Genomic DNA, 11970 nt, shown 5'->3' on the forward strand with positions numbered 1-11970 from the left:
TATACACCGCAGGTGCATAGTTTGTTTCAGAAATTATGTCAGCGTTCGCCATGATAAACTCAATTCGACCTCTTTTATTACTCAAGTTGATTTTAATTATACCATGTCTTTTAGCAGAAATCATCGAAAACAGCTCCTCCAGTCCATTCTTTGCCCTGAAGAATAGTAAAATACTTTTGCGAACTGTCTTCATGAAAGCAAGATTTATAAAGTTCATGAACAAAAGTGTTGTTTACCAAAGAAACTGTTGATACATGAAATTTTTTAATTGCATTTAAATCAGCCGCTCTAGACCTTACAATTATTTTATTTTTATGAATAACAGCTTCTTCAACTAAAGACTTTGAATATGCTGTTTTAAAGAACAAGTCACCATGTTTTAAATTCGCAAGATATTCATCTAAGGTGTGTTCATGCTCTCCAGTTGGGCAACTTGGATATTCAGACGGAAGTTTCATTCGATTTCTATCATGTACTGCATTTTCTGTTTTGGTATAAATCAAATGATTATTCTTATTGATTTCTGCAAAAAATCTTCTTTGATAAATCCATTCTCCAATTTTTCCTCGTTTTTCTGTTGGTCGGATTGTATCTTCATTTGCCCAATGAAGAAGATTTTCATAGCAATTTTTACCTTCCTGTTCTGTTACCCTACGCATCCAGGATATATCGGAAGGCAAATCTATTTTGTGCAATATTTCTATGTGATGAAGAACATAGTCAATTGGCTTGCCTGTTAAATACATAATTTTTTTGCATGTAATGGGGTTTAGAATTATATTCTCAAGTTTTGTTACCCAGCGTAGATTTTCAGGTCTGTTATCCTGTTTATTTGTATTTTTATGGTCTACGACATGTTCTTTGGAAGGTGCTTCTCCGTGAAAAGCCGTCGCAACAATTCTATGAATTTGGATTCTGGCAATAAATAAGTATCCATTGCTTTTATCTGGATTTCCAAAAGTCCATTCGTTATCAAGCGGTCGTTTTCTTCCAGAATCTCGCGAATGTCGCATAACAGCACCATTATCACGAACTGAATAAATTTCATCTTTATATCTGCAAGTTTTTTCTTGTGTGTAATCATTTATATTTGTGGTATTAGTCATTATTCTGTCCTCTTCTCCAATCTATTCCCCTCTTTTCCAGTTCCATAAGTCCTGAATACCTTACCGCTATATTCCATTTGTCAGATTTCTCAATAACGGTGTCCGTGATGAAACGCAACAATTTTAGTGATACATCTTGTTTCACTTGTTTTTTTGAGATGTTTTCCGCTGAAAATTGTCCGTAACCTTCCAAAAAAGCCTTGCAGTTCCAGATTGGATTTCCATTTTCGTCATGGTATTCTGTAAACTCATAGCGAACTTCCATGATGACTTTCTTTTGAATCAATTCATGTAGTGTGCTTGCAGGATTTGAGAAATCAAGATTTTGGAAATTTCTTTTTATTTCTTCCTGACATAAAAAGTGATATGCTTTTTTATCCGCATCAAGTTTTGCCTGAAAAGTACCGTCTCCAGTTCCCTTAAAGTTGTATCCGCCAATTGCTACAAAATATTCATGCAGACCTGTTTTTGGATTTTTTGAAGTACAATATTCATGCACTCCTAAGTAACCGTTATTAAAAAAGTTATGAGGTTCTATATCTTTTCCATTTTCGATTTGCCAATACATTGGATGGTATCCAGGCTCTCCAAAGCCAAGTGCATGAGATTTTTCCTTAACGAGAACTGTCAGATAATTGTTTACAGTTTCCATTTGAAGCATGGTCTTGCAGACTTTTTCCAGTTGCGGATAATCCCAATTGCAATCTGCCGCAACAGCCCCGATAATTGCCTCAAACAAATCTTCGTTTACGGAAGCAGACTTTCTGACATCATTTTCCTCATCACTTTTTCCGAGATATAGGAACTCAGAGAAACCAAAATTGTACATACAGCGGGCAAGACTATCTTTGCTGACGAGAATTGATTTTAATTTTGTCAGCTCTCCCTCAGTTTTTTCAGAAATAAGCTCTTTGTTTACGATTTTTGAGAATCGTTCGTAAAGTTGCTTTGTAACAAAGAAGTCGAGAATTTCATCACCGTAAAACTCAAGAACTTCATTATTCTGAACTTTCGGGTGTTCCGATGAATAAGATTTGCGAGTGAAAGCTTGCTCCAAAAGCTGCAAGTTTTTGAATGTGTAGTTGATTCCGCTTTGTACAAAATCAATGTCTGGACGTGTCATAAAATGCTCCTAAAATTAAATTTAGGCACAATAATCCTAACAAACAAAATGAGAAAATTAAAATGTCTGGCTTAGGAAAAAGAATCAGGGAATAGAAAAACTAAGAAAACTCTGATTGCTACGCTCAACTTGCATCAAGACATGACAAGCAAAATAATTTTAGAAATGCTACTTTGGCTCTTTTGTGCCTATAATTTGTATTCTATGGAAATTCTTGGATTTGTCAAGCTACTCATTCTCCATAAAGGAAAGCGCGAAAAGTGTTTTTTCATGCAAGGCTTTAAGAGTTTATATGCCAAAAAGTGTAATTTTCAATAGAAATTTCACACTTTTTGACACATAATTTTCCAAAATTTTTACACCTTTTGGCACCACTTTTCCTTTCCCTAATGCCTGTTCCTCTTGATAATCCTGTTTCCCCCAAGCTGAATCAAGTTCACCACAATCACGAGGACCACAATGGTAAGCCAGGTCACATCCAGCTGATTTCTGTCGTGGCCGTACATAATGGCGTAATTTCCCAGGCCGCCCGCTCCGACGGCACCAGCCATAGCGGTAAGACCAATCAGGCTCACCGTGGTTATCGTCGTTCCCCGCACAATCGGACCAACGCTTTCTTTCAGATACACTCGGAAAATAATATCAAAGGGTGAAAGTCCCATGCTTTCAGCGGCCTCAATCAGTCCGTCGTCAACTTCGGCAAGGGCACTCTCAATCTGACGGCTGAAAAAGGGCACCGTACCGAAAATCAGAGGTACAATCGCACCCCGCACTCCAATGGCCGTTCCCATAATCGCACGGCTCAGAGGCATAACACCGGTCAGCAGAATAATGAAGGGAATCGAGCGGAAAAGGTTAATCAGCTTGTCAAAAATCTGATAGACAGGCCTGTTCTCTAAGATAGCGCCTTTTTTTGTCACGGTAATGATGATTCCAATCAAAAGCCCCAGCACAAAACTAATCGCCCCCGACCAGAGTGTCATGATAAAAGTTTCCAGAAGCCCGTTAAAAAATCTCTCCGGGTGTTTTGCCACATTGGGCAGAATCGTCTCAATAAAATCAGTCATAAAATCCTCCTTGAAGGGGGAAGTCTCCCCCTCGCTCCAACCGCTTCGCGTTTTCCGCTACCCTCTCTGCGGGGTAGGGAGACGGTCGCTTAAAGCGAAAAAACTTGCGAGGCAAGTTTTTAGTCGAGTCTCGGTGAAGGCTGTGCCTGAACCGTACCCCGCAACGCCCCCAAGTATTAGACGCGGATAAACAAAGATAAACGCAGATATATGTGAAAAAAAATCCGCGTTAATCTGCGTCCATCTGCGTCAAAATTACTCCGTTCCTGTCTTCAGTACCTCGACCCCGACATCCATAGCCGCAATATGCTTTAACGCCCTGTCTATCGTGCCTGCCTCTCCGCTCACAATCGCCACCGTTCCGCCGATTGGGGCATCCTGCACGATTTCAATTTCCGCGAAGATGATGTTAATCGTCACCTCATAAAGCCTTGAAATTGCCGAAATCAGCGGCTCGGAAACATTCTTCTTTATATAAGTGAATCGCACCAGCTTTTCGTCCTTTTCCAGGCGAACCACCGGCGAATCTTGGGCAATCAGCTCCTCCACTTTTGAGAGATTTGATGTGGAGCGGATAAAGCGTTTGGTCACTTCATTCTGAGGATTTGCGAAAATCGTAAAGACATCCCCCTGCTCTACGATGCGGCCTTTTTCCATGACCGCAACCTTGTCGCAGATTTCCTTGATTACTTCCATCTGGTGGGTGATGATTACGATTGTAAGTGAAAGCTGGTCTTTGAGCTTTTTCAGCAGTTTAAGGATTGATTTTGTCGTTGTTGGATCAAGCGCGCTCGTTGCCTCGTCACACAAAAGGATGTCCGGCTCGTTGGCAAGAGCGCGGGCAATGGCGACCCGCTGCTTTTGCCCGCCGGAAAGCTGGCTTGGGAAATTCGCCGCCTTTTCGTCAATTTCCACCAGCTTCAAAAGCGAATGGACTTTTTCTGAAATCTCGCTCTTAGTCAGGCCGCTCCGTTTCAGGGGAAAAGCCACATTGTCAAAAACATTGCGGCTTTTCATCAAGTTGAAGTGCTGAAAAATCATTCCGATTTTTTTTCTTTCTTCACGAAGGTCTTTCTGACTCAGAGAAAGAAAATCCTTGCCCTTGACGATGACGCTTCCGGAAGTCGGGCGGCCGAGCAAATTAATCGTCCGCACTAAAGTTGACTTTCCCGCCCCGGAAAAGCCGATGATTCCGAAGATGTCGCCCTTCTCTACCGTCACCGAAGCATTTTCGACGGCATTGAAAGTCTTTCCGTCCTGAACGAAGGTTTTCGTGATGTCTTTTAGTTCAATGATTGTGTTGTCGCTCATAGTCACCCCTTTGGGAGCATTTTATTAAAACCTATTAAATTAGTAGGTTTTAATAAGTGACATTCTATTGATAACAACCTATCTAGTCAATAGGCGAAAAATTTGCAAAAGATTGTAGGGGCAATCCCGACAATGACAACTTTTTTGTTAAAACTCACTGCAAATTAAAAACTCGAAATTAAGGCTAAAAAGATTTTTCCTGCATATTTGCCGATTTCTTCTGCATTTCTGCAATTATTTGCGAATTAAAAATATGCGAATATACTCCTGCACACGGGGAAATACCACGAGGTTGCAAGGAGTATTTATGAAAAAAATGTTAAATGTTATCGCTGTATCTTTTCTTATCGGAAGCGTATTCAGTTCATGTGCATCCGTAGAAAAAGCAGAGCCTAAAAAAGTTGATGCGCCGGTCACAGTTTCATTTCCTTCACAGGATGGACTTCCTGTAACGGCAGATATGTACATGCCGTATGGAAATGATGCGCCTTTAATCCTTTTGTGCCATCGGGCCAACTGGTCACGAGGAGAATATCTTGAAATCGCACCAAAACTTAATCTTCTCGGATTCAACGCAGTCGCAATTGACCAGCGTTCTGGAAAAACAAAGAACAATGTTGATAATGCGACAAAACTTGCTGCCGAAAGTGCCGGAAAGGGAACTACCTATCTTGATGCCGTTCAAGATATTCAGAGTGCAATTGATTTTGCTTCAAAACTTTCAGAAAAGAAAATTATTCTTTGGGGATCATCATATTCTTCAAGCCTCGGTTTTACACTGGTAAAGTCTAATTCAGATAAAATTGCTGCATATCTTGCATTCTCACCGGGAGAATATTTTGCAGACCTTGGAAAAGCTGCTGACTGGATTGCAACTGAAGCAAAAGATGTGAAAGTTCCGGTATTCGTTACTTCCCGTCCGTCAGAAAAGAAAGATGCACAGCCGATTTTTGATGCAATCGCTCAGAGCGACAAGACCTATTTCGTGCCTGAAACAGACAGCAAGCACGGTTCTCAGGCTCTCTACGAAGCAACCGAAGGAAATGCCGCAAGCTGGAAAGCAGCTGAGGCCTTCCTTGCAAGATTCTCAAAATAAAAATAATTCTTTCCCGCAGTGAGGTTCCCTCCTTAACTTACTGCGGGTTTTATGTTTTAATTGAGCCATAGGGAAAGGCGATGGAGTATTCAACGACAGCAATCAATTCATCTAAACTTCGGATTGAGCCGGTGTATGTCACCGCTGAGTTTACAGGCTCGCAAATTGAAGAAAAAATTGGCGACAGGTTCAGAATCATTCTTTTTACGGAAGGGAATTTTTCTTCGGAGATAAACGAACGGATTGTTCAGATAATCTCGCCATCTGTTCTTTGTTTGAGCGAAAAAGACTCCATAAAAATTCCGCCGGAAGTGCAGGACGGAATAAAATGCCGGATTTTTCTTTTTAATCCCCGATTTTTAAATAAAAAACTTGATTTTGAAAACATACGCCAGCGTGGGATGGATGCTGAAAGCGAAGTCATCGAAAACCGGATGATTTTAAAGGCCTTTGTAAACAGCAGTACACTGAACTATGTGCGTTTTATCAATCCTGAAGACAGGCAGCACATCCTTGAACTGATGGACAAGGCTCAGTTTCAGCTCGAAAAACAAGATTCTGGGTGGTGGCCCTGCAAGACACGCTCTTTTCTGACAGAAATTCTTTTTTTCCTGGCACAGTTGTTTGAGCTCAGGCAGGACGAAAACAAAGCCGTGAATGTAACGGCTGTTTCTTCGTTTTTAAAGCCTGTTCTCGATTATCTTGCCCGCTCTTACGATAAAAAAATTACTCTTTCATCGCTGTGCAGTCAGTTCGGAACAAACAGGACTGACTTTAACCGCCGTTTTAAGGAAGAGACGGGGATGACAGTCATTCAGTATCTTATTGATCTTCGACTGACCATTGCACGTTCCCTTCTCAAAGATACTGACCTTCCAGTAGAGCGCATTGCAGAGCAAACCGGATTCGCTGATTCGACTCATCTTGAAAGACTTTTTAAACAGAAATATCAGAAAACCCCTGGTGAAGTCCGGGCAGAATAGTCGTATCTGATAATGTGTGTGGGGTACGGGGGCGCAGCCCCTGTAGAGAAATCCCTATACCGCTTTTTCCAGTTTTTTTGACTTGAACATGCCGGAATACAGTTCTTCCACCAGGCGAAGACCTCCATTATAGCCGGCAAAACTCTTTCCGAGTATGACATCCCTGGAAAGCGGCATGGAAAACAATACGCTGTAATTTTCACTTCGGTCAGCAACAATTTCTTCCCATGTGCTTCCGAAAATTACGCATTTTCTTGAACTGTCGATTGAATCATAAAGCTGTCTGGTGATTTTTCCGCCGTCATCCTCAAAGACCAGCAAGTCTTTTGTCGCAGGAACAATTCGAGCGGCATTCTCTGCAATATTTTTTCTGGCCGCGTCAGACTGTGGGGCATCAGTAATGAATGTCTTCCTGTGGGTAAAGCCAAGCTCATTTACAAGAAAATCAATCACGCCAAATGCATATTCGCAGTCCCCGACCGTATACAAATCAAACGGAAGCTTTCCGTGGGAATAAGTTATGAAATCAGCAAGCCCCCCGAAATAATTGTAAAAGCGTTTCTCTTCCTTTTTTATGAATGCCTCAACGATTTCTGAATCCAGTCTTGCAAATTTTCCAACCTCCCGAAGGAATTTCCCGGTCGCTGCTCCGCCAACTGGAAGAATCGGATAATGCAGATAAGGAGTTCCGTATTTTTCCTTGAGAAGCTCAACGGTCTCTTTTCCGACCCAGGGAGAAAGGAGCAGATTGAATTCTGCGTTCGGAATATTTTTCCATTCTGAGATTCCGGCTGATTCATTTCCGAACAGAATCTGAACTTCAAGCCCGATTCCAGTCAGAATCCGCTTGATTTCTTCAAGGTCACCGCGCCAGAAAGGATCCTGATTCGGGACGACAGAAAACACATTCACCAGGCCTTTCTTTACGTTTGGCCTGACCTGACCGACAAACTGATTGATGATTGATTTTAAAACCAGATCATGTCCAAAATAATTGTTTCCCTTAAATCCTGATGTTTCCGCGGCGATGACAGGGTATCCCTCATCCCGGAATTCAGATGCGATTGAATCAATGTCATCTCCGATAATTCCCGTTGTGCATCCGGAAAGAATGACAAACAAATCACCGTCCAGAATTTTCAGCGCGCTTTCGACTGTTTCATGCAGTTTCTTTTCTCCGCCAAAAACGACTTCAGTTTCCGTTGTATTCGTTGAAGTAATATGACCGCCGCCATTGTATGTTTCTCCCTGATTTCCACACTCATCGGACATAAAGCGAAACAGGCGGGAAGCACAGCCTGGACCGGCATGAACAATGGGAAAAGCCCTGGGAATGGCAAGAACAGTCTGTTGAGCACCAAGTGCACAGGTAAATCGGGGTTGTTCAATAATTGAATTCATATATTCACTTCCTTTATTTATCAAAATAATATGGGTTATTGTGTTCAAGCCACCATTTGCTGTACGGCAGAACAGTATGCTCTCCAATCGTCTTGTAAAAATTCTTAGTCTCAATGACGCTCAGAATTTCTTTGGCAAAATTCAGGAAACCATCGTATCCCATGATTGCATTTGGATCTGTAATTCTGAATGAAGGGATTCCAAGCCTTGTTCCAATGACTCCGGCGTTGAAGTGCCGTGAAATCAGAATGTCAATGTCGTATTTTTTCAGGATTTTTATCATCAGGTAAGGCTGCTTGTTACAGACAGTAAAATTCGTAACGTCACCTATTTCATCAATCATCCGCTGAAGGGAATTAAGTTCCTCAGCCGCTGAATCACGAACCTGGTCATGATGAAGAGAGGCAATTCCGCAGATTTCAAGGCCGAGTTCTTTTGCCATGACACCGAAAATATGCGAGAATGAATCGCCTGCAAAAATATAGGCCTTTTTCCCTGAAAGCTTTGACTTTATTGCATCCAATTCCTTTTGAATCCGCTTATGCTCCGAGGCAATGACCTCTTCACCCAAATCCACGCGGTTTGAAATTTTTGCAAGTGCCCGGACCCATTCATCCGTCCATGCCAGGCCGTAGGGAGAATTCGATTTCAGCTGAGGCACACCGAATTTTTCCTCAAGTGCCTCACCAATATATGAGCCGAGGGTTTCACAAATCTGCGTCGTGCACAGGGCCTCGGATATATGGGAAAGCTGCTCAACAGTTGAGTGCGGCAAAAAGAGATTTCCATGAAGATGAAGTTTTTCCAACAATGGATTGAATGTATCTACGCCGTTAAAATTAAGTACATTGACCATATTTTCATCTTTTTTGGCACAGGGCTTTACGATTTTCCGCAGGATTCCATGAAAGGCCGCGTCAAATCCAGAAGACCATGTTTTTGACTTGAATCCCTCGCAATAGATGGGAATTATCGGGATTCCAAGTTCATCTTCCTTTTCATCAGCGACACTTTCAATATCATCACCGACGATTCCTGCCGCACATGATGACTGAATGAAAATTGCCGTCGGAGAAAAGCGTCGGCTGGCCTCATCAATTGCAGTACGCAGCTTTTCAAGTCCGCCGTAAACGGTATCTTTTACGGAAATGTTTGAGCAGAGGACATGGACATCTGCAGGCTTCAGATTCCTGTTCTTTGCAAATGAAGCCGTGCTTGACTGAATCACCTCCGGAGAGCAGCATCCGATTGGAGCATGAACGATGACAGCAGCCCCACGAATCGCATAAAGCTGACTTTCACACACACGCTGCGAACAGTCGCTGCACTGGCTGAACGCACGCCCCAAGTCCTTGACTTTCCGCTCATTTGACTGTTCAACGAGCTGTTGTGCCGAGCCATGGAATGTAATGACTGTCCCAAGCCTGTGATCCCGGTTCTGCACTTCTGGATTATTGATGTTTACACTCATTTAGTACCTCCCCGCTTATTTTTATATTTCCCGCGGATAATTTTTATAAAAATCAGGATATTTATCATTGTGCCTTACAAAATATGCCCACATGTCCTTATAAAAGCTGTCCTCCGGATTTTCCCCGATGACCGACTGCAGCGCATCGGCGTAAATCGAAATGTCGAAAAACTCCACAAGCGGGCGTGGATTCTCGCTTACATATCCCAAATCCTTGTAGATGCCGTACTGCGCAAGGACTCCGTTATAATCAGGATCCGGATGAAAGGAAATATGCGCCGTAATCTCGTCATTGTAGATGTGGTCGTAGGCCCAGTTTTCATCCTGCTTCGTGATTTTTTGAACGACTCGAAGGGCTTCATCATGGTTCTGGACATACACTTTCCATGCGACAATCAATGATTTTGTCCAGGAAACAAACAAATTTCTGTCTGAACGAAGTTTTTGTCCATTTGCAGTCTGGCGGCAGCATGCGTAATCCGGGAAAAGATCAACAAGTTCTGCAATTTGAACAAGGCCGAGCGACAATGCAGTTTCACGTTCCGCATAGTACACGGGTGCAATGTCAACATCACCTTTGGCACAGGCCGCAAGCGCCGCGTTATCGCTGTCATAATATTTGAGCGTATAATCTTTCTCCGTATATCCGAATTTTTCTTTCAAGGCCGCAGGAAGGACAAACTGATTCGTTACCTGAGGTCGGACGCCTATCGAATGTCCCCTGTAATTCCTAGGGTCGGAAAGTTCCCCTGCTACTTTTTTGTTTGCAAAAATAATGTGGCCGCCGCTCATGGTTCCGGCGAAGATGAAGATGTCCGCGCCATTTGCTGCATTAAGGACAGAAGGAGGAAGTCCATTCAGCCGACCGTCAGCTTTTCCCGTCAGAAGTGGCTCAATCGTATCTGAAAACTCGATTTGAGGATGCACGCCGTATTTATCAGCGATTTTATTTTCAGCGGCTATATGGGTAATCGGAGAATAATTTGATGTTATCGCATCAATAAACTTAAGCGCCGGAATATCAGCATCTTTTTTTTTGCTGCAAGAGACGAAAAGACAAGACGAAAGGAAAAGCGATGTAATCTCAATTCCCAACAAAAATTTTATTACCTTCAATTTTTTTTTCATAGGCTGATTTCTCCTTGTGTATTAAATGATGCTCTTTTTATACCGAAAAAGAAAAACTTTGAGAAATACAACTTTTCTATGGAGGTTATCAAAAAAAAATATATATAAATAAATTTGATTGAATCTATAGCTAAAGATTATAGGACCTCTGAAAACTGCAATTTTTATGGATAAACATTCTCAGGGCAAAAAAAACTGGACCGCAAATACGCGAATCCGTAGATTCGCAAATTCTCAGTCCAGTGTTAAGCTTGTAAAAAGTTTTAACTTTTGTTATGACTCTCTTGAAAACAACGGTGTACTTAAATATCTCAATCCTGTGTCAGGGAAGATGACGACAATTGTCTTTCCCTTGTTCTCCGGCCGCCTGGCAATTTCTGTCGCTGCATGAAGGGCAGCTCCACTTGAAATTCCAATCAGGACGCCTTCAGTTTTTGCAAGAAGCCGTGCCGCATCGTAAGAATCCTGAAGTTCAATCGTAAGCCGCTCGTCAATCACGGAATAATCAAGATTTCCAGGAAGCTGAGTTTTCGGAAGGCCTTCAATCGGATGGATTCCAGTGATTCCTGTCTCCTCGATTTTTGGCTGAATGGCAACAATGTGAACATTTTTATTTTTTTCCTTCAAATATCGTCCGGTTCCGCTGATTGTGCCGCCAGTACCCGCACCAGAAACAAAAATGTCAACTTTTCCATCCGTGTCCCGCCAGATTTCAGGACCTGTCGTTTTATAATGGGAACCAGGATTTGCCTTGTTTGAAGTCTGATTCACAAAGAATACATTCGGTTCCTTGTCCAGTTTCTTTTTAAGCTCGTCCTGAGCTGCGAAGAAGTCGTTGTTTGTCGCCTTTAAAGTTTCTGTAAGTTCTGGAACAGTACTCTGGAAAATCACGTCACCGCCATAGGCTTCGATTGTCTGAGTGCGTTCAACACTTACGCCGTCTGTCATGTAAATGCGTGATTTATAGCCTTTTGCAGCTGCAAGCGCCGCAATTCCAATTCCAGTGTTTCCCGTGGTCATTTCCACAAGAATGGAGTTTTCATTCAGTTTTCCAGATTCTTCCGCCGCTTCAATCATGCCCAGTGCGATTCTGTCTTTTACGCTGCCTGCAGGATTGTAATATTCCAGCTTTGCAAGAATATGTGCCTCAAGCCCCAGTTTTTTCTCGTAATTGTCGAGTTCCAGAAGCGGTGTGTTTCCCACCAGCTCTACGATTGAGTGATAAATTTTTCCCATTTTATTTGCCTCTTCTTTTTAATTTTTTTTACAATGTCGCAGGATATT

Annotated in this window: 10 protein-coding genes; 2 read left to right on the forward strand and 8 right to left on the reverse strand. The window is 42.3% G+C overall.

Annotated features, from left to right (window positions below):
• Window positions 1-110: 110 nt before the first annotated feature.
• From B2089_RS01760 to B2089_RS01775, 4 genes are all read right to left on the reverse strand, one after another.
• Window positions 111-1106 carry an HNH endonuclease signature motif containing protein gene (locus B2089_RS01760; RefSeq protein ID WP_296685591.1) on the reverse strand — a complete coding sequence of 332 codons (996 nt, stop codon included), beginning with the start codon at window positions 1104-1106 and terminating at the stop codon, window positions 111-113.
• Window positions 1099-2229 carry a ribonuclease III domain-containing protein gene (locus tag B2089_RS01765; RefSeq protein WP_296685593.1) on the reverse strand — a complete coding sequence of 377 codons (1131 nt, stop codon included), beginning with the start codon at window positions 2227-2229 and terminating at the stop codon, window positions 1099-1101. Before B2089_RS01765 ends, B2089_RS01760 begins: the two co-directional genes overlap by 8 nt.
• 386 nt (window positions 2230-2615) lie before the next feature.
• Complete coding sequence (locus B2089_RS01770) at window positions 2616-3296, reverse strand: methionine ABC transporter permease (protein ID WP_296323831.1); 681 nt, start codon at window positions 3294-3296, stop codon at window positions 2616-2618.
• Between the two features lie 255 nt (window positions 3297-3551).
• Window positions 3552-4607: a methionine ABC transporter ATP-binding protein gene (locus tag B2089_RS01775; protein ID WP_296323829.1), complete on the reverse strand. Its 1056-nt coding sequence runs from the start codon at window positions 4605-4607 to the stop codon at window positions 3552-3554.
• A gap of 307 nt (window positions 4608-4914) precedes the next feature.
• Here B2089_RS01775 and B2089_RS01780 point away from each other — a divergent pair, with 307 nt between their 5' ends.
• The gene (locus tag B2089_RS01780) at window positions 4915-5703 is read left to right on the forward strand and encodes an alpha/beta hydrolase (protein WP_296323826.1); all 789 of its coding nucleotides are present in this window, start codon (window positions 4915-4917) and stop codon (window positions 5701-5703) included.
• A gap of 80 nt (window positions 5704-5783) precedes the next feature.
• On the forward strand, window positions 5784-6686 hold the full coding sequence (locus B2089_RS01785) for a helix-turn-helix domain-containing protein (RefSeq protein WP_296323818.1): 903 nt from the start codon (window positions 5784-5786) through the stop codon (window positions 6684-6686).
• 54 nt (window positions 6687-6740) lie between these two features.
• Here B2089_RS01785 and B2089_RS01790 read toward each other — a convergent pair whose 3' ends face one another.
• The 4 genes from B2089_RS01790 to B2089_RS01805 all read right to left on the reverse strand — a co-directional run bounded on the left by B2089_RS01790 (window position 6741) and on the right by B2089_RS01805 (window position 11922).
• Window positions 6741-8087 (reverse strand): nitrogenase component 1, encoded by a 1347-nt coding sequence (locus B2089_RS01790; protein WP_296323813.1) that lies wholly within the window; start codon window positions 8085-8087, stop codon window positions 6741-6743.
• 13 nt (window positions 8088-8100) lie between these two features.
• Window positions 8101-9558, reverse strand: coding sequence for a nitrogenase component 1 (locus tag B2089_RS01795; RefSeq protein WP_296323810.1), 1458 nt, complete (start codon window positions 9556-9558; stop codon window positions 8101-8103).
• Between the two features lie 21 nt (window positions 9559-9579).
• Window positions 9580-10686 (reverse strand): ABC transporter substrate-binding protein, encoded by a 1107-nt coding sequence (locus tag B2089_RS01800; RefSeq protein ID WP_296323807.1) that lies wholly within the window; start codon window positions 10684-10686, stop codon window positions 9580-9582.
• Window positions 10687-10959: 273 nt separating this feature from the next.
• On the reverse strand, window positions 10960-11922 hold the full coding sequence (locus tag B2089_RS01805) for a PLP-dependent cysteine synthase family protein (protein ID WP_296323804.1): 963 nt from the start codon (window positions 11920-11922) through the stop codon (window positions 10960-10962).
• Window positions 11923-11970: the final 48 nt, after the last annotated feature.

Source organism: Treponema sp. UBA3813 (genome assembly GCA_002368605.1).
Taxonomy (GTDB): domain Bacteria; phylum Spirochaetota; class Spirochaetia; order Treponematales; family Treponemataceae; genus Treponema_D.

Coding starts and splice junctions, on each gene's coding strand:
- B2089_RS01760 (WP_296685591.1), bottom strand. CDS start 1,106: ATGACTAATACCACAAATATAAATGATTACACACAAGAAAAAACTTGC.
- B2089_RS01765 (WP_296685593.1), bottom strand. CDS start 2,229: ATGACACGTCCAGACATTGATTTTGTACAAAGCGGAATCAACTACACA.
- B2089_RS01770 (WP_296323831.1), bottom strand. CDS start 3,296: ATGACTGATTTTATTGAGACGATTCTGCCCAATGTGGCAAAACACCCG.
- B2089_RS01775 (WP_296323829.1), bottom strand. CDS start 4,607: ATGAGCGACAACACAATCATTGAACTAAAAGACATCACGAAAACCTTC.
- B2089_RS01780 (WP_296323826.1), top strand. CDS start 4,915: ATGAAAAAAATGTTAAATGTTATCGCTGTATCTTTTCTTATCGGAAGC.
- B2089_RS01785 (WP_296323818.1), top strand. CDS start 5,784: ATGGAGTATTCAACGACAGCAATCAATTCATCTAAACTTCGGATTGAG.
- B2089_RS01790 (WP_296323813.1), bottom strand. CDS start 8,087: ATGAATTCAATTATTGAACAACCCCGATTTACCTGTGCACTTGGTGCT.
- B2089_RS01795 (WP_296323810.1), bottom strand. CDS start 9,558: ATGAGTGTAAACATCAATAATCCAGAAGTGCAGAACCGGGATCACAGG.
- B2089_RS01800 (WP_296323807.1), bottom strand. CDS start 10,686: ATGAAAAAAAAATTGAAGGTAATAAAATTTTTGTTGGGAATTGAGATT.
- B2089_RS01805 (WP_296323804.1), bottom strand. CDS start 11,922: ATGGGAAAAATTTATCACTCAATCGTAGAGCTGGTGGGAAACACACCG.